This window comes from Rhodoflexus caldus (genome assembly GCF_021206925.1).
In the GTDB taxonomy this organism is placed as follows: domain Bacteria; phylum Bacteroidota; class Bacteroidia; order Cytophagales; family Thermoflexibacteraceae; genus Rhodoflexus; species Rhodoflexus caldus.
This window is the reverse complement of the sequence record NZ_JAJPRF010000004.1, coordinates 13,633-31,473: the sequence shown is the minus strand read 5'-3', so window position 1 is coordinate 31,473 and position 17,841 is coordinate 13,633. Positions and strand designations below refer to the sequence as shown.

General features: G+C 47.1%; 14 protein-coding genes. 9 read left to right on the top strand and 5 right to left on the bottom strand.

The window, feature by feature from the left end:
* Positions 1 to 272: 272 nt before the first annotated feature.
* The 3 genes from NDK19_RS06405 to NDK19_RS06395 form a co-directional block, all read right to left on the bottom strand.
* Positions 273 to 728: a hypothetical protein gene (locus tag NDK19_RS06405; RefSeq protein ID WP_250631032.1), complete on the bottom strand. Its 456-nt coding sequence runs from the start codon at positions 726 to 728 to the stop codon at positions 273 to 275.
* Between the two features lie 75 nt (positions 729 to 803).
* Entirely contained in the window at positions 804 to 1,271 is a 468-nt protein-coding gene (locus NDK19_RS06400; RefSeq protein ID WP_250631031.1) for a hypothetical protein, read from the bottom strand.
* A gap of 107 nt (positions 1,272 to 1,378) precedes the next feature.
* Positions 1,379 to 4,447 (bottom strand): GAF domain-containing protein, encoded by a 3,069-nt coding sequence (locus tag NDK19_RS06395; RefSeq protein WP_250631030.1) that lies wholly within the window; start codon positions 4,445 to 4,447, stop codon positions 1,379 to 1,381.
* A gap of 243 nt (positions 4,448 to 4,690) precedes the next feature.
* Between NDK19_RS06395 and NDK19_RS06390 the strand changes: the two genes are divergently transcribed.
* Positions 4,691 to 5,692, top strand: coding sequence for a GNAT family N-acetyltransferase (locus tag NDK19_RS06390; protein WP_250631029.1), 1,002 nt, complete (start codon positions 4,691 to 4,693; stop codon positions 5,690 to 5,692).
* Between the two features lie 84 nt (positions 5,693 to 5,776).
* Here NDK19_RS06390 and NDK19_RS06385 read toward each other — a convergent pair whose 3' ends face one another.
* Complete coding sequence (locus NDK19_RS06385; RefSeq protein ID WP_250631028.1) at positions 5,777 to 5,890, bottom strand: 30S ribosomal protein THX; 114 nt, start codon at positions 5,888 to 5,890, stop codon at positions 5,777 to 5,779.
* A 279-nt stretch (positions 5,891 to 6,169) separates the two neighbouring features.
* Positions 6,170 to 7,003 (bottom strand): 3-deoxy-8-phosphooctulonate synthase, encoded by an 834-nt coding sequence (gene kdsA, locus NDK19_RS06380; RefSeq protein ID WP_250631027.1) that lies wholly within the window; start codon positions 7,001 to 7,003, stop codon positions 6,170 to 6,172.
* A gap of 162 nt (positions 7,004 to 7,165) precedes the next feature.
* Here kdsA and NDK19_RS06375 point away from each other — a divergent pair, with 162 nt between their 5' ends.
* From NDK19_RS06375 to NDK19_RS06340, 8 genes are all read left to right on the top strand, one after another.
* Complete coding sequence (locus NDK19_RS06375; protein WP_250631026.1) at positions 7,166 to 9,979, top strand: outer membrane beta-barrel protein; 2,814 nt, start codon at positions 7,166 to 7,168, stop codon at positions 9,977 to 9,979.
* A gap of 102 nt (positions 9,980 to 10,081) precedes the next feature.
* Complete coding sequence (gene lysS / locus NDK19_RS06370) at positions 10,082 to 11,608, top strand: lysine--tRNA ligase (protein WP_250631025.1); 1,527 nt, start codon at positions 10,082 to 10,084, stop codon at positions 11,606 to 11,608.
* Between the two features lie 43 nt (positions 11,609 to 11,651).
* Positions 11,652 to 13,766: a right-handed parallel beta-helix repeat-containing protein gene (locus tag NDK19_RS06365; RefSeq protein ID WP_250631024.1), complete on the top strand. Its 2,115-nt coding sequence runs from the start codon at positions 11,652 to 11,654 to the stop codon at positions 13,764 to 13,766.
* A 75-nt stretch (positions 13,767 to 13,841) separates the two neighbouring features.
* A complete protein-coding gene (locus NDK19_RS06360; protein WP_250631023.1) occupies positions 13,842 to 14,357 on the top strand; it encodes a hypothetical protein in 516 nt (171 codons plus the stop codon).
* A 70-nt stretch (positions 14,358 to 14,427) separates the two neighbouring features.
* Positions 14,428 to 14,970, top strand: coding sequence for a translation initiation factor IF-3 (gene infC, locus NDK19_RS06355; protein ID WP_250631022.1), 543 nt, complete (start codon positions 14,428 to 14,430; stop codon positions 14,968 to 14,970).
* 26 nt (positions 14,971 to 14,996) lie between these two features.
* Positions 14,997 to 15,191, top strand: coding sequence for a 50S ribosomal protein L35 (gene rpmI, locus NDK19_RS06350; RefSeq protein WP_250631021.1), 195 nt, complete (start codon positions 14,997 to 14,999; stop codon positions 15,189 to 15,191).
* 107 nt (positions 15,192 to 15,298) lie between these two features.
* Positions 15,299 to 15,643 carry a 50S ribosomal protein L20 gene (gene rplT / locus NDK19_RS06345; protein ID WP_250631020.1) on the top strand — a complete coding sequence of 115 codons (345 nt, stop codon included), beginning with the start codon at positions 15,299 to 15,301 and terminating at the stop codon, positions 15,641 to 15,643.
* Between the two features lie 100 nt (positions 15,644 to 15,743).
* Complete coding sequence (locus tag NDK19_RS06340; RefSeq protein WP_250631019.1) at positions 15,744 to 17,789, top strand: OmpA family protein; 2,046 nt, start codon at positions 15,744 to 15,746, stop codon at positions 17,787 to 17,789.
* Positions 17,790 to 17,841 lie beyond the last annotated feature (52 nt).

Sequence of the window (17,841 nt, the reverse complement as noted above, 5' to 3'; positions counted from 1 at the left end):
GAGCATCTGCATCGTTGCGCATTCATGTTATACAAAAGCGCAAGTGATTCTTTAGAAACTTTTTCGCGTAAATTGTTGAAAAACAAGCATTTAAACCTGAAAGGTATTATAAACCTGTCAGGTTTGTGTATATCAACGGCGACGCGCAACGGCGACGCGCAACGGCATCATCCATCGGAAACAGCGTGCATATGTATTGCGCTTCAATCTGCTCAATTACGTGTATCAAACCGGCTTTTGCCCGCAACATACAACAAGTAAACCACTGATTATCAAATCATTTGTTTTTCTAACCACGCCAATGCAGAGGCTTCGTCTTCAAATATTTTTTGTTTGGCATCTACCATGTGCGCATCAGGCATTTGCATGACGGTTTTGATAGCACCCTGTATATACTCTTCTACACTGATACGATTGAATGGGTCGGAAGAAGCAAGCAGTGCACCACGGAAGCGGCCGGAGCGGGTATACAAAGGAATCAACTCTCTGTTGAACAGTTCAACAGTTGCCAATGACACTACCTCAGATTCACTGAAATCAATCAATAAGGTGAGTTTAGGCTGCGTCTGTCGCATCTGCATGAAGATTTCATAAGTTTTCCGCTGAAATTCCATGAATTCCTCATCTGTATTGTAGCCTACATGGCGGAGTCTGAGGCAGGGTGGTCGGTTGATGTAAGTAAGTGTCATTCCGGCCACTTTCAGTAGTGTTTCGCTGTGTGTTGTCATTGTTTTATACTAATTTAACGCCATAGTCTTTATGTGCATTACAACCGTTGCCCACAAGCGCATATTATTCGCTGACTATCGAATCATTTGTTTTTCCAACCACGCCAATGCGGAGGCTTCGTCTTCAAATACTTTTTGTCGGGCATCTATCAGATGTGCATCGGGCATTTGCATAACTGCCTTGATTGCGCCCTGAATGTATTCCTCCATACTGATGCGGTTGAACGGGTCGGTAGAAATAATCAGCGCACCTCGAAAGCGGCCGGAGGTTGCGTAAAGAGGTATTAATTCGCGGTTGAACCATTCAATGGCACTTAAAGAAACTGCTTCCGAACGGCTGAAATCCGTGAAAAAGAACAACTGATTTTCGGTTTTCCGCATTTCCCGATAGATTTCGTAGGTTTTCCGATGAAACTCCATAAACTCTTCATCGGTATTGTAACCTTCGTAGGAAATTTTCAGACACGGCAGGTGAGTAAGACGAGTAAGGGTAATGCCTGCTACTTTCAGCAGTACTTCGCTGTGCATAGTCTTCATTTTCATAGTTGTTTGTTCATATACAGCCCCTCTGTTCAAGGCCTTGCGGCAACTATGGCTTCAATGTGCCTTAACTACCGAACCTTTGCAAAACATCGGTCAATCAGGGTAGTTTAGTCAATTTTAAAGCCGATAACCAGAATATCGTCTATCTGGCGCTCGTGTTGCATCCAATCCATCATTTCCGAACGCAGTTCGCGGCGCTGCTGCTCCATAGGCAGTTGGTAGTGGTCGGCAAAGAATCGCTTGAGCCTGCTGATAGAGTATTTCATACCCTGCTCGCCGCCAAATTGGTCTTGCAAACCATCGGAGAAAATGTAGAATGAAGTGGTTGATTTTATCGGAATCACATGCTTGGTAAAACAACGGTCGTCTTCTTTTTGCATCCCCCCGATAGGTACTTTATCACCTTTGATGTGATGTATTACCTGTGGCTGGTCGTGGCGAATGTAAATCAACGGATTTTTAGCACCTGCAAACTCCAATACCCGACGTTTCGGGTCTATTACACAAAGTGCAACGTCCATACCGTCGCGGTTGTCGGTTTCGGCTTGTTTTAAGGCACGGCGCACATGCTTGTGCAACTCATTCAAAATCAGGTCAGGCGATTCTATATCGAGCAATGACACTATCTCATTGAGGAAGTCGTTGCCAATCATGCTCATAAATGCGCCGGGAACGCCATGACCTGTGCAATCAACGGCAGCAATAAATATTTTGCCGTCCTTTTCGAGGAACCAGTAGAAGTCGCCGCTGACAATATCGCGCGGGCGAAACAGGATGAATGAATTGGGCAGTACTGCCTGAATAGCGGCTCTGTCGGGCAGCATTGCCTGCTGGATACGGCGGGCATAGTTAATGCTTGCCGTCATTTTATCGTTTGTACGGCGGATGTCTTCGTTTTGTGCCTCAATTTTACGATATGCCTCGGCATTTTCTATGGCGTTGGCAGCAAATACGGCAAGGCTTCGCAAAATGTTCAGCGAATATTCATCGTAGGCATTTTTGCGGAAACTTTGCACAGTGATTACCCCGATTACCACATCTTTGCTGATAAGCGGCAAGTAAATCATAGATTCGGGGTCTTCCCCTGCTTCAGGGGGCTTTACTTCCTTAACGTATTTGTTGTATTCTTTGGGGTAGTCGTTGATGAGCACCTCTTTTCGGTTTTTGATAGCCCAAACCGAAAAGCGTTTATCATCGCTCATGGAGTGGTAAAACGTAGGTAGTTTGCTGCCGCGTTCCATTGCGCCGCGGAACTCAATTCTGGCGCGCGATTCACCCAAAATACCGATGGCAAAGGCCGCCGCATCCATCAGGGCGTTTACGTTTTCGTAAACTTTTTCTATGATTTTATCCGTAGAAAGCTCTGTGGTAATCTGCAAACCAATTTCGCCGAGCAGTTTCACGTTTTGGTAGGCCTTCTCTATTTGCGCATTGATTTCCTCAAGTTCCTCCTTTTGCTTGACAACTTCCATGGTGCGCTCCTCTACCTTTTTCTCCATTTCCTGATAGAGGCTTGCGTTTTCTACTGCAATGGAAATATAAGCCGCCAAAGAGCGTAATAAATGAACGTGATTTTGGCTGTAAGCGTTTTTCTGGAAACTTTGCACCGTAACCGCTCCGATACACTCATCTTTTGCCATCAGGGGCATGTAGATGATGGAAAGCGGAATATCGCCCAAAATAGCGCCGGTAAATTGTTTGATGTATTTGTGGTACTCGTTGGGGTAATCGTTGAGCCATACTTCGGCCTTGTTGTTGAAACAATAGGCTGCCAAGCGGTTCTCATCGCTCATGTCTAACTCAAAGTAGGGAAGCGTATGTCCGCGCTCTTTACCGCCGATAAACTCAAGTACGTGTTTTTGGGGGTTGTAAGTGCCAATCCAGAATACGGATGCATCCATAAGCGTATTCAAACTCTGGTGGATGCGTTCGGTAACTGTCTCAATATCAAGGCTGGAAGTAATTTGTTGGCCTAACTGCCCCAGCAACTGGATATTTTGGTAGGCTTGTTCAATCAGTTCTTTTTGGTTTTCTATTTCGTCGTAGGCGGTGGCGTTTTCCAACGCAATGGCTGCATAAACCGCCAAATTGCGCAATAGATTAACGTGATTGGTAGTGTAGGCGTTTTTCTGGAATGCCTGAACGGTGATTACGCCGATGGCTTTTTCTTTAACAAGCAGTGGCAAATAGATGATAGACTGCGGCATTTCTCCCACAATAGGCGGTTTGTAAACCCGCACGTATTTATGGTACTCGTTCTCATGGTCGTTGATATGGATTTCAACTTTGTGAGTGAAGCAATGAACCGCCAATCGGTCTATTTCGGTCAGTGGGAGTTCAAAGTACGGCAATACCTCATCGCGCTCTTTACCGCCTACAAATTTCAGGCACGAACGCGCCTCATCGTAAATGCCAATCCAGAAAATGGTGGCATCCATCAGGGTGTTGAGGTTCGCATGAATGCAATTGACAATGGTTTCGCTGTCTAAGCTGGCGGTAATGTTCTGCCCCATTTCGCCGAGCAACTGAATGTTCTGATAGGCTTGCTCAATGGCACTTTTTTGCTCATTTAGCACGCGGTTTTGCATTTCTATCAGTTCTTTCTGCTGCTCTATTTCATCGTAGTTAGAGGCATTTTCCATCGCAATGGCTATATAAACCGCCAAATTGCGCAAAAGCCCTACGTGATAGGGGGTATAGGCATTGAGTTGAAAGCTTTGTACCGTAATTGTGCCGATGGTTTGGTTTTTACATACCAACGGCAGGTAGATGATAGAGTTGGAATTTTTGCCTAAAATCGGCTGCGGTACGGGGGCATCGGGGATGTAGTTGTTGTATTCTTTATAAAAATCGTTGATATAAATTTCCTGCTGGTTCAAAAAGCAATGAACCGCCAACCGATGCTTGTCGGTAATGGTTGAATAGGTATGGAAAGGGAGTTTTTCTCCTTCTTCTATACCGCCCGGAAATTCGAGCTGATGCAGTTTTTCGTTATAGATGCCTATATCAAAAACCGCTACATCCATCAGCAGCGAAAGGTTTTCAAAAACCACCTCGATAACCCGCTCTACGTCGAGCTCGGCGATGATTTTTTTACCTACCTCTGCCAAAAGACGTACATCCTCCTGCGAATCGGTGTGTCCCTCTTTATTTGCGTACACTTCACTCAATGCCATAAGGTAATAGCTGCCATTTTAGACACAATTAGCCTTGCGTGGACTGCAAATTTTCAGCCAAATCCGGCAAGGCTTGCTATTTTTTTATTAGTTGAAGGGGTATGTGCAAACTTAATCATAAAGTCATTATTTTGTAATATCCAACACTTTTTTTTAAACCGACTTTCCATTTTGTTGAATGTTTGTAAAAGAAAGGAATATCTGAGGAACTTTTTTTTAATTTGACGAAAACATCCAAGAGCTATGTACCGATTTGTTCCGCATTGGCAAATCAACAAAAGGGACTGGGACGAGTGCATCGCGGAGTCGCCTCAACGGACGCTGTACGCATTTTCATGGTATCTGGATATTGTATCGCCGCGCTGGGATGCGGTTGTGCACGAACGGATGGGGCGCTATGAGGCGGTAATGCCTTTGCCGGCACGGAAAAGGTTTACTTTCCGCTACTTGTGGCAACCTTTGTTTACACAGCAGTTGGGCGTATTCATGCGCGAGGGGCAGGTTACCCCCGATATCCTCGAGTCGTTTTGTCGGCTGGGGCTGGGTTCTTATTCCTATGCGGCACATTATCCGTTCAACGTGTATAACTCGCAGGCACTGACCGAGTGGTTGCTGGACGAAGAACGGCAAGCAAGCCCCGATTTTGCCGATATCATTTTTCATCCGCAGCAAACCCATCACCTCTCGCTTACTACTGACTATGAGCACATTAGAAACCATTACACCGCCGACCGGGTAATGAACCTAAAACGTGCAGAAAAAGCCGGCCTGCAAATTATCGAGGGGCATAACATAGAGCCGCTGATTTTGATGTTTAGGCGAAGTGCCGAGCGCAAAATTGCGGGCGGCATTCACCCGCGAACGTACAAATGGCTGCGGGCTATTTACAGCGCTTTGCAGGCGCGCGGCAAATGCCGATTGCTGTATGCAAAAAATGCCAAAGGGCATCTGGGTGCGGGGGCATTGTTCGCTTTTGACGGCAATAAAATTATTTATCTGTTCAATGCGGCATTTGATGCGGCGCGCAAAGAAAACGGCCGCACCTTGTTATTGGACTATCTTTTCCGCGAGTATGCCGAGCAACCGCTGATTTTTGATTTTGAAAGCCCGCAAGTTGCCAATATCAGTGCGTTTTACAGCAGTTTCGGAGCAGAGCCGGTGTCTTTCTATGCTGCCCATTTTAACCGACTGCCTTGGCATATCAATATCCTGTGGGGCGTAAAAAAGAAACTATTGCCGGCATGATGCACCATTGCCACTACGAGGGGATTATAAAAAAAACGCCTTAGACTGATACATCTAAGGCGTTTGAATAATTCTCCCGCAATACTATTTGCCGGAGCTTTTTGCCGGTAGCGGATTGTTGGTGTTGGGGCGGCGCGAATTGCCGTAAGACTTGCGCCAAATTTTACCCCTGCGAGTTTTTTTATCTCCTTTTCCCATAAACGTTAATAGTGTTAAGGTTAAACAAATAAAAAACCGTACAACAAAATTAACGACCGGATAATCATTTGTCAATCCGCAGCGCGGGTCTGATAAACAGTTGAGCAATTTGAAATGAGCTTTCAAATTTACCGCAAAGCCCGCTGAGTATTACGCCAATAGCCGCTGAGTGTTTTTATGATGAATTTTTTCTTTGTGTACACTGCGGTTAAACCTTTGCGCACTCTGCGGTAAAAAAGAATGCGTTAATCTGCCCACCTGCTTAACTTGGTTTTAAAACTATCCTCTGTATTTTACCTCTACGGCGTGCAATTCCAGAATGGGTTTGAGGAACTCCTCCAAATCATATACGCACAACTGGCTGGCCGCATCGCAAAGCGCTTTGGCAGGCTCGGGGTGTGTTTCAATAAATACGCCGTCCACGCCTGCCGCTACTCCCGCGCGGGAAAGCACCGGAATAAACTCTCTGGCACCACCTTTGGCATCAGCGCTTGGAATGCCATACTTGCGGATGGAGTGCGTAATATCAAACACTACGGGGAAGCCTGTGCGGTTCATGTGGTAAAAGCTGCGAGGGTCTACAATCAGGTCGTTATAGCCGAAGGTATAGCCGCGTTCGGTGAGGATAATCTGGTCGTTGCCGCTATCCACACACTTTTGGGCAGGTTTGGCCATATTTTCAGGGGCAAGAAACTGACCGTGCTTAATGTTTACTACTTTGCCTGTTTTGGCGGCAGCTACTATAAGCGTGGTTTGCATACACAAATAGGCGGGAATCTGGATAACATCCAACACTTCGGCGGCAGCAGCGCACTGGTCGGGGTAGTGCACGTCGGAAAGTACGGGAAAGCCGAACTGCTCTTTAATTTTTTGCAGCATTTTCAGGCCTTCGTCCAGCCCGGGGCCGATGTAGTAGTCTAAACTGCTGCGATTGTCTTTCATAAAGGAAGACTTAAAAATTACCGGAATGTTCACGCGCTCCGATACCTCGCGCAGTTTTTCAGCCGTGCGCATCATCGTGCTTTCGTCTTCAATCACACAAGGGCCTGAAATCAGGAAAAGTTCAGGTGCGCCGCAGGCAATGTCTCCTACTTTGACAATTTTTTTATTCATCTGTTTTGACAATGGAAAAATATGCGCAAAGCTATGAAATACAGGCCGATTTAAATTAGCCACGAAATCTATTAAGGTTGATTAACATTGCTTAAAGACGCATTAACGCATGGTGTGTGGTTTGTGCCGTACTTTTGTGTGTGTCAAAGAAAATTTTCAACCATGAAAAAATTTGTATTACTTCTTAGCTTTATCACGATGAGCCTTGCTTCGTGGGCACAAACGACCTTTAAAGGCAAGGTGATGGATTCAACCAATACTTCCTTGCCTATTGCTACGGTGATGTTGCTCCATACCAAAGACTCTGCTTTAGCAACTTTCGGCCGAACCGACGTAAACGGCGAATTTATGCTTCGCAATGTAGCCAACGGCAACTACATCCTGAAAATCACCTATACCGGGTATCAGAATTACATGAAGCCCGTTACAGCCGCAGGCGGCACACAGGATTTGGGAACTATTATCATGCAGATTAAAGCCCGCCAACTGAGCGAAGTGGTTATCAAAGGCGAGCGCGACCCTGTTACTATCAAAAAGGACACCTTGGAGTTTAACGCAAGTTCGTTTGAAACCAACAAGGCCAACGCGGCGGTGGAAGACCTCCTCAAACGCCTGCCCGGGGTTCAGGTGGACAAAGATGGCAGCATTAAGGTACAAGGCGAAGACGTTCAGCGCGTTACCATCAACGGCAAAAACTTTTTCGGACAGGATGCCAAACTGGCTACCCGCAACCTGCCTGCCAAAGCCATTGAAAAAATTCAGGTTTTTGACCGCAAGTCTGACCAAGCGCAATTTTCGGGTATAGATGACGGTACGCGCGAAAAAACCATCAATTTAGAATTGAAAGAAGAGTTCAGCAATGGCGGTTTTGGCAATTTCACTGCCGGAGCCGGCGTTGATTCGCAAGATGAGTTCCGCTATGAAACCAAAGCGAGCTACAACCGATTCAGCAAAACCACGCAATTGTCGTTCTTGGGAATGGGCAATAACATCAACCAACAAGGCTTTTCACCTGCCGAATATTTCGGATTTTCGGGCAGAAGCGGTGGCGGCGGTGCTGTTTTCCGTGGCGGCGGCGGCAATACGCGCGGCGTTCCGGTCAATTTTGGCGGCAGACCCAACGGCATTATGACTAACTGGGCGGGTGGTATTAACTTTAACCACACGTTCAACAAAAACACTGAAATCAACGGCAGTTACTTTTTCAGCGATTTGACACACCGTTTAACCCAGCAGACTAATCAGATTAACTTTCTGCCAACCGGTAATTTCAGCAGCGCACAGGATAGCCGCCAGAACAACCAGACAACCTCTCACCGCCTCAATGCAACTTTAGACCATAAAATAGATTCGGTGAATACTATCCGTTACAACGTTGTGCTGTCGCAAAACAACAACGACTTCCGCACCATCAGTTCTAACCAGACTTTCAATGCGGCAGGTATTCTGCAAAACGAAGGCACACGCGACAACATCAACACCGGTACGGGCATGACTTGGAACAACGAAGTACTTTATCGCCATCGTTTTGCCAAACGCGGCCGTACAATGTCGGCAACGCTGACCTTCAACATGAACCGCAACAACAGCGAAGGCGAATTGAAGGCTGTGAACAGATTTTTCAATCCGCAAACAGGCGAGCTGATTCGCACCGACAACATCAATCAGGTGAACACGCGCAACACGATGACCGACACCTACGGCGGCAACCTGAGCTACACCGAACCCATCGGCAGAAGGAAGTACTTGGAGTTGAACTATAACATCCGCAATACGGTGAATAAGTCTGACCAGAAAGTATTTGACATCGCCAACGGCGAGCGCACCGTCAACCAAAACCTGACCAACGAGTTTGACAATAACTTCCTGTATCAGCGCATGGGGGCAAACTTCCGCTACACCAAGCAGAAAATTAACCTGACCATGGGCTTGAACTACCAAAACTCTGACCTGCGCGGCAATTTGGTAACACGAGGCACATCTATCAACAAAACGTTTAATAACCTGTTGCCTTCTGCCCGTTTGAACGTGGATTTCAGCAACACCAAGCGTCTAAATTTTGACTATGACACAGACGTAAACGCGCCAAGTATTACCCAATTGCAGCCGATTGTGGACAACAGCGACCCGTTGAACATCTATGTAGGTAATCCTGATTTGCGCCCCGAATACAACCACCGTTTCCGCGCCAACTATTTCACCTTTGACCAATTTACGTCCATCAATTTCTTTGGCGGCATCAACGCCACCTACACCACTAATAAAATTGTAAACAGCCAGTTGATTGACCAGCGCTTTGTACGCACTTCGCAGCCGGTAAACGTAGCGGACTTCCTGAATGCTTCTGCCAACATGAACTTCGGATTCCCTATTAAGCCCATCAAAAGCCGCCTGAATTTGAGCGGCAGAGCAGGCGGCAATCGCTCCATCAACTTGCTGAACAATGAAAGCACCTATGCTTACGGTCGCACATTAGTAGGCGATGTGCGCTATGAGTTCCGCCCAAGCGATAAGTTTGACATTGCGCTGACAACCAACCTGAACCAACAGCGCACCACTTTTGACCGCACAACTTCTGCTAATCAGTCCAACGAACAGAACTTCCTCAACCAAACCTACGGTGCGGAAATGAACGTAGTGCTGCCTTTGGACTTCCGTTTGAACGTGGACTATGACTACTTCCTGTTTACCAGCCGCACCACCGATTTCCGTCAGTCGCTGCCTTTGCTGAACACCTCTGTTTCCAAAGTATTTCTGAAAGGCGCAGGCGAGCTCAAAGTTGCGGTTAATAACTTCCTCGACAAAAGCCTTGGCATCAGCCAGCAGGCCGACGTGAACTACCTGCAACAAACCGTTGTAAACAATTTAGGACGCTTTGTGATGGTTTCTTTCACCTATTCACTGAACAAAGCATTGAATCCGGCCAACAACTTCCAGCCCGGCAGAGGCGGTATGATGCGCATGATGATGAATTAATCGGTTGCGTATCGGCCTGATAATCTGATGACCCTGCCCTAACCATTAGAGGCAGGGTTTTTTGTTGATTTCCATTAACTTTGCACCTTTAATTTCTCAACCATGCAACATTTGAACGAACAGGAACTCCAGCGTCGTCAGAAAAGAGAGCAATTGATGCAGTTAGGCATTGACCCCTATCCGGCAGACTTATTTGAGGTCAATGCATATGCCAAAGACATAAAGGAGAACTACGAACGTTTCAAAACCGACTATAAAGATATTTCCATGGCGGGCAGGCTGATGAGCTTCCGCATCATGGGCAACGCCTCCTTTGCCGAGTTGCAGGATACCACAGGCCGCATCCAGATTTACGTGCGCCGCGACGATATCTGCCCCGGCGAAGACAAAACGCTGTATAACACCGTATTCAAAAAACTGTTGGACATCGGCGACTTTGTAGGCATCAAAGGGTACGTTTTTACTACCCAAACCGGCGAAATCAGCGTGCACGTTACCGAGCTGAAACTGCTTGCCAAATCGCTCAAGCCACTGCCGATTGTTAAAAAGGATGAGGAAGGCAACGTATATGATGCCGTTACCGACCAAGAATTCCGTTATCGTCGCCGCTATGCCGACTTAGTCATCAACCCCGAAGTGCGCGAAGTATTCCGCAAACGCAGCCGCCTCATCGGCTCCATGCGCGAATTTTTGAACAATAAAGGCTATTTAGAAGTAGAAACGCCTATTTTGCAACCCATCTACGGCGGAGCATCGGCGCGCCCGTTCAAAACTTTCCACAATACGCTGGACATGCCGCTCTATTTGCGCATTGCCAACGAACTGTACCTCAAACGCCTGATTGTAGGCGGTTATGACGGCGTATATGAGTTTGCCAAAGACTTCCGCAACGAAGGCATGAGCCGCTTCCACAACCCCGAGTTTACGATGATTGAACTCTACGTAGCCTACAAAGACTACGAGTGGATGATGAATCTGGTGGAAGAGATGATAGAAAAAGTCGCCTTAGATTTACACGGCACAACCGAAGTGCAGGTAGGCGAACACATCATCAACTTCAAACGCCCGTGGAAGCGATTCACCATGTTTGAAGCCATTCAGCACTTCACAGGCATTGATATTTCGGAGATGGACGAGGCAGCGCTGCGCAAAACCGCCCGCGAACTGCACGTACACATAGACGATACGATGGGCAAAGGTAAACTGATTGATGAAATTTTCGGCACACACTGCGAGCCAAAACTGATTCAGCCGACTTTCATTACCGACTATCCGATTGAGATGTCGCCGCTGGCGAAAAAGCACCGCAGCAAGCCCGGGCTTGTAGAACGCTTTGAGGCAATCTGCAACGCCAAAGAGATTTGCAATGCCTTCTCTGAGCTCAACGACCCGATAGACCAACGTCAGCGATTTGAAGAGCAGTTAGAACTTGGCAAACGCGGCGACAGCGAAGCAATGGTACTGGACGAGGACTTCCTCCGCGCATTGGAATACGGAATGCCGCCAACCGCAGGTTTAGGTATTGGTATAGACCGCCTTGCCATGATTATGACCAACCAGCCGTCTATTCAAGACGTGCTGTTTTTCCCGCAGATGCGCCCTGAGAAAAAATCTGAAGAAAGCGAATAAATCTTACAAATTGTTTTATATTGGCTTCGTATCGCTTATGTGTATGAAGCCAATATTTTTTTGTTTTCTTGCCTGTACCCTAATTGTTTCAGTCGCACTTTCACCGCGCTCTTGGGCGCAAACTAAGACCAATACTTACTCCGTTTTACCCGAAAAAGACGCTATTTATTTCTACGTCAGTGCTGCCAATGGCATAGACAAATTACCGGGAGGTACTATTAGCACCCCCTTTAAAACTTTACAATTTGCCAAAAATTTTATTCGCAACTCACGCTGGCAGTTCAGGCGGCATGTGGTCATCTTCATTCGCGAAGGAATTTACGAACTCAACGAACCGCTTGTATTTACTACCGACGATGACTCCTTCGGCCAAACACGCATTACCTATGCGGCCTACCCGGGCGAGCGTGTCATTATCAGCGGCGGCATTCGGCTGAAGCCCGTATGGGAAACTCGCGACAACCGCACTTATTATCTTGCTTTCAACAACCCGCGCATCAGCAATATTTATCAGTTGCTTATCAATGGCAAGCCCCAACCAATGGCACGCTACCCAAACCGAGACACACTGAACAGCACCCGAGAACAATTTGTTTTAGACAGTGCCTATGTGTTCACGGACAGTGCAATGCGCATCAGTGCGAACCACTTGCCGATTAAAAAATGGCTGCGTGCAGGTTCGGGTATCTTAAACATCATGGATAAAAGCGGCAATGCCAACCTGATGTATCAGATAAACGACTTTAATGCCGAAAAACAAACTTACATATTGGGAAACGGCGGATTTCAAACCATGCAACCCGAGGTAACAACAGGCTGCACCTATTTTGTGGAAAATATGGCCGAAGAGCTCGATATGACGGGCGAATGGCACTATAACGTATCGGCCAAAATGTTGTCGTACATGCCCCCCGCCAATACCGATATCAACAAGGCAACAGCCGATATTCCCGTCCTTTCTTCATTGATTCAAATTCGCGGAACCGACAAAGACCCTGTGCGCAACTTGGCATTTGTAGGGATAGAATTTTATGCTACCACACCCAGCAGTTTCAACACATTCGAGCAGATGGGCGTAAGCAATTGGGCTACCACAAACAGCGCCGCTTTCCAGATAGAAGGTGCCGAGCAAATCATTATCGCCAACTGCCGGTTCCGAAGCATAGGAGGCAATGCCATCCTGGTAAAAGACTACAACCGCCGCCACACCATTTTCGGCAATGATTTTCAAGCCATCGGCAACAACGCCATTTACCTGACAGGCAACAGCAAACAATTGACAGGTTCGCAAAGAAACTACCCTGCCGATATCGGTATTGTCAATAACCGCGTGTTGCAAACAGGCGAAAAAATCTATCAATCAGCCGCTATTTGTATCAGCACTGCCCAAAACATTCGGATTCAAAACAACGACTTCCGTCATTTATCATCGGCGGCCATTTGCTTTGCCGACAACCTGTTGGGCAGCCATCAAGTTACAGGCAACCATATTACCGATTTCGGCTTATCTGTTCGGCAAAAGGCCGCCGTCATGGCCTACGCCGGTGAACATGCCTACCTCTCACTCCGCCCAATTGCGTCGCAAACAAATTTTGCCACCATTGAAAACAACCTGATTGCCAGTACGGCAACAAGCAGCGCTTTCGCCGTGTGGTTAATGGAAGGTATACAAAATTTCAACATTACGGGCAATCAGTTCATGCGGGCCGGACTCTCGTTTTCGGCAGGCAAGAAACGTAAGATAACTAATAACATATGGCTGGGCAGTTCCGAGTTGCACCTGTGGGCAGGCAGCGACTCACTTTCAGATGATGAGTTTTCCATGAACATCATCTCCGACCCTACTGCAAAACGCACATTTGCCTACGTACTGCACAGCTCTTTATCGCCGGAACAGTCATTCATCAAAACTTACAACAACATTTGGCATTTCAACGGCACTTTACCCGTACAGCACCGCTTGCCATCGGGCAGCATACAAAACATCCCATTTGCCGAATGGCAAATGCGCTGCGAAACAGGCAGCCTCCTTACTGACCCGCTGTTGAACCAAGACGGCCACATAACCGATACATCCCCCGCGTTGCAATTGGGGATTCGTCCGTTAAACACCACATCGGCAGGACTGCTGCTCGGGGAGTTTTTGCACGAAAAATGACAGCCAAGAAACTGCCCCCTGTTATTGCCAATCGCCGACCGAATCAGTATATTTGTCAGACACTGAGCCTCACATATGGAAGATTTTGGTAAAATTATCGTATCCATTATTGCCGCCATCATCTATTTTATTTACAGCAGCAATAAAAACATTAAACAACAGCAAACCCGACGCCCCGGCACAATGCCTTCGCAAGAACAACCGGCAAAGCCCCAGAAGCCGCCGACCAAAGTCAGTTTTGAGGAGTTGTTAAAAGAACTGGAAACCAAAATTCAGGAGCAGTTGCCGCAGCCGCCCGCAGAAGAAAGCATAGAAGACAGAAAAAACCGCAATAAAAAAAACATTGAGCCGGTATCGCTGGAAAAACAGTTTTCATACGACGATAAGTATCAGCAGACACCGCCGCCGGTTGCGACCCCCAAACCAAACCGTTTGACTAAACCTCAGACACCGCCGCCTGCCGTCGGTTCGCCCAAAGTCAATAAGGAAATAGCCACAGAGGTACAGCATCCCATAGCAGCATTATTAACCGATGCCAACCAACTCCGCAATGCCTTTGTGCTTTCCGAAATTTTTAATCGAAAATGGTAAAATGTAGCGATATTGCTATATTTGCATGTAGATTTTCAGTAAAATACATCATTAACCTAACACATATTGCATGGCAAACCCGCGCGAACGTGTAGAAGAACCGTTCCGAATTAATGAAAAAATCAGAGTTCCCGAAGTTCGGCTGATTGGTGAAAACATTGAAGTAGGTATCTATCCTACGGCAAAAGCATTAGAAATAGCACGTCAGCAGGGGCTCGATTTAGTTGAAATCTCCCCTAAGGCAGTTCCACCTGTTTGTAAGATTATTGACTACTCTAAGTTCAAATACGAGCAGAAGAAAAAGCAAAAGGAACTGAAAGCCAAAACCCACAAAACAGTCGTTAAGGAAATCCGTTTCGGGCCTAATACTGACGACCACGACTTTGAGTTTAAGCTCAAACATGCCGAAACTTTCCTCAAAGAAGGCAACAAAGTGAAGGCATATGTGCATTTTGCGGGAAGAACTATTGTATTTAAGGAGCGCGGAGAAATTTTATTGCTTAAATTTGCGCAGGCTTTGGAAGAGGTAGGAAAAGTTGATCAGATGCCTAAGCTGGAAGGCAAGCGAATGCATGTGATGATTTCTCCTAAAACCGTAAAGCCTGCTAAATAAATTGTTCCACCTTTTTTTAGTCCAAAATGCCAAAGATTAAAAGCAAGTCAAGCGCAAAGAAGCGCTTTCACCTGACAGGCTCAGGACGTGTAAAGCGCAAGCGTGCTTATCACAATCACATCCTGACTAAAAAAGAAACCTGCCAGAAGCGCCGCTTAGGTCAGAAAGCGCTGGTTTCACCTGCTGATGAAGCACGTATCAAAGCCATGTTGTGCGCTTAATTGAAGCGGCAACTGCCTGTTACAAATCGGTTTATTTATGTTCAACCCGGCGAAAGGCCTGAAAGTATTGTGAATCAATCGCCTGATGCCAAAAACAAAAAATTAAAATGCCAAGATCAGTCAATCACGTAGCGTCAAGAGCACGCCGCAAAAAAATCTTAAAGTATGCCAAAGGCTACTGGGGAAGAAGAAAAAACGTATGGACGGTAGCCAAAAACGCCGTTGAAAAAGGTTGGTTATATGCCTACCGCGACCGCAAAAACCGCAAGCGCGAATTCCGTGCATTGTGGATTCAGCGTATCAACGCCGCTGCACGTCAGCATGGCATGAGCTACTCACAATTCATCAACAAAGTTCAAAAAGCAGGCATTGAGTTGAACCGCAAAGTTCTGGCCGACCTCGCCATGAACCACGCTGCCGCTTTTGAAGCCATTGTGAAAGCAGTGAAATAAGTTCCTCATCAGAGTTTATATACAAACCTACTTTTGGGGCTGTGCACGAAAATTGCACAGCCTTTTTTATCTTTCACCGCCAATAACACACCTGCCCGTCATGCGTCTTACCGTACTGTTACTGCTGCTGTTTCTGTTTTCTTTTGCTTCACATGCCCAAATAGAGTGGGCATCAGCGGTTTTGGAGTTCTCCGGCGAATCGGCAGAGGCAGGGATAGCCAAGCCTTATGGTGCACAACAAGTGCTCGGCAAACCCAACAAACTGCCTGCACATGGCGAAAGTCCGTGCGCTTGGCGCACCGCAACAGCCAATAACAACAGAGGAGAGTGGATTAAGGTAACGTTTAACAAACTCATTAGCGCTCAAACCATTGTCATTGCCGAATCGTGGAACCCCGGGGCGGTTGCCAAAATCAAGCTGTACGATGAGGCAGGGAAAGAATATACCGTCTATCATAACCCCGCACCTAAGCCCATACCCCAAAAAGTGCAAATGCTGGTGCTCCACATCGCTCCTACGCCGTACAAAGTGGCTGCACTGCGATTGGAACTGCAAACCGCTGCCGTGCCGGGGTTCAACCAAATTGATGCCATCGGCATTTCCGAAAACAAGATACAGGTAGGTATGGACGTTGGGTTGAATCGGGTAAAAACATTGAACGAAAATCGGATAGAATCGTTAGGCATGGCGGTAAACAGCGAATACGATGAAATTATGCCCGTGATAGCACCCGATGGGCAAACCTTGTATTTTGTCCGCAAAAATCATCCTGACAATGTTCGCAATCCGTTTATACCGCAGTTGCTGAACGATGACATATGGTTTACCGTTCGCAAGCCCGACGGCACTTGGGAGGAAGCTCGCCACATGCCTGCGCCATTGAATAATTACAGCCATAATTATGTCTGCACGGCACTGCCCGATAACAACACCCTCTTGCTTGCCAATCGCTATTTACCCGAAGGCCGCTGCATTGTAGGGGTGTCCGTTACGCGCCGCAAAAACAATGACGAATGGGAATTTCCGCAAGCCCTTGCCATTGGCGATTTTTACAACCAAAGCCCATACAGCGAATACTTCATGGCTGCCAACCAGCAGGTGCTGCTCATGGCCGTTCAGCGCAACGACACCTACGGTGGACGCGACCTGTACGTGAGTTTCAGGCAGGAGAACGGTGCATGGAGCGTGCCGCTCAATTTGGGGGCGCAGGTAAACACGGCAGGCAGCGAGATAACTCCCGTGCTTGCAGCCGATAACAAAACGCTTTATTTCGCATCTAACGGCATCAGCGGCTATGGTGAAATGGATATCTACATGACGCGCCGTTTAGACGAAACGTGGCAAAACTGGTCAGAACCTGTCAATCTGGGGCCACCCATCAATACCGAAGACTGGGATGCCTCCTACACTATTGATGCTAAGGGAGAATATGCCTATCTGGTATCGTATCATCAGGGCATAAAAGGAAGTGCCGACCTTTTCCGACTTAAACTTGCACAGGAAGTCAGACCTGAACAGGTCTTGTTGGCCTCCGGCAGAGTATTCAATGCCCAAACCAATGCCCCCATTGCTGCACACATTGTTTACACGAACCCCGCAGATGATAAACTGTTAGGCACGGCCAACACCAACCCCGTTACGGGTGCATACCAAATTTCGCTGCCCTTGAAACAAAGCTATGGCATACGGGCTTCTGCCAAAGGGTTCTTTTCTTTGGAAGAACGCATTGACTTGTCGGCAGACTCTGCGGCCACCCAACCCATTGTCCGCGATTTGTTTCTGGTGCCACTGGAAGAAGGGCAAGCCGTGCGCTTAAACAATGTATTTTTTGAGCAGGGAACGGCCACCTTATTACCCGATTCTTTCACCGAATTGCGCCGCCTGATTCATCTGATGAACGAGTACCCGCTGATGGAAATTCGTTTGGAAGGGCATACCGATGTAGAAGGCAACCCTATGCTTAACATGCAACTTTCCAAAGAACGCGTGCAAAGCATCCGACAGTACCTCGTCAAAGAAGGGATTGCCGAAAACAGAATAACAACAGAAGCCTTTGGCAGTACGCGCCCGCTTACTCGCAGCCGCGATGAAGCAAGTAAAAGACTCAACCGACGCGTAGAATTTCGCATCTTAAAAGTCAAGTAACCTGACAAATTGTCAGAGTGTCGTTAAACTTTCTTAAATCGGCCGATAGCAA

What these genes read in the sequence shown, in the direction of transcription:
- NDK19_RS06405 (WP_250631032.1), bottom strand. Translation starts at nt 728, where the DNA reads ATGACAACACACAGCGAAACACTACTGAAAGTGGCCGGAATGACACTT.
- NDK19_RS06400 (WP_250631031.1), bottom strand. Translation starts at nt 1,271, where the DNA reads ATGAAAATGAAGACTATGCACAGCGAAGTACTGCTGAAAGTAGCAGGC.
- NDK19_RS06395 (WP_250631030.1), bottom strand. Translation starts at nt 4,447, where the DNA reads ATGGCATTGAGTGAAGTGTACGCAAATAAAGAGGGACACACCGATTCG.
- NDK19_RS06390 (WP_250631029.1), top strand. Translation starts at nt 4,691, where the DNA reads ATGTACCGATTTGTTCCGCATTGGCAAATCAACAAAAGGGACTGGGAC.
- NDK19_RS06385 (WP_250631028.1), bottom strand. Translation starts at nt 5,890, where the DNA reads ATGGGAAAAGGAGATAAAAAAACTCGCAGGGGTAAAATTTGGCGCAAG.
- kdsA (WP_250631027.1), bottom strand. Translation starts at nt 7,003, where the DNA reads ATGAATAAAAAAATTGTCAAAGTAGGAGACATTGCCTGCGGCGCACCT.
- NDK19_RS06375 (WP_250631026.1), top strand. Translation starts at nt 7,166, where the DNA reads ATGAAAAAATTTGTATTACTTCTTAGCTTTATCACGATGAGCCTTGCT.
- lysS (WP_250631025.1), top strand. Translation starts at nt 10,082, where the DNA reads ATGCAACATTTGAACGAACAGGAACTCCAGCGTCGTCAGAAAAGAGAG.
- NDK19_RS06365 (WP_250631024.1), top strand. Translation starts at nt 11,652, where the DNA reads ATGAAGCCAATATTTTTTTGTTTTCTTGCCTGTACCCTAATTGTTTCA.
- NDK19_RS06360 (WP_250631023.1), top strand. Translation starts at nt 13,842, where the DNA reads ATGGAAGATTTTGGTAAAATTATCGTATCCATTATTGCCGCCATCATC.
- infC (WP_250631022.1), top strand. Translation starts at nt 14,428, where the DNA reads ATGGCAAACCCGCGCGAACGTGTAGAAGAACCGTTCCGAATTAATGAA.
- rpmI (WP_250631021.1), top strand. Translation starts at nt 14,997, where the DNA reads ATGCCAAAGATTAAAAGCAAGTCAAGCGCAAAGAAGCGCTTTCACCTG.
- rplT (WP_250631020.1), top strand. Translation starts at nt 15,299, where the DNA reads ATGCCAAGATCAGTCAATCACGTAGCGTCAAGAGCACGCCGCAAAAAA.
- NDK19_RS06340 (WP_250631019.1), top strand. Translation starts at nt 15,744, where the DNA reads ATGCGTCTTACCGTACTGTTACTGCTGCTGTTTCTGTTTTCTTTTGCT.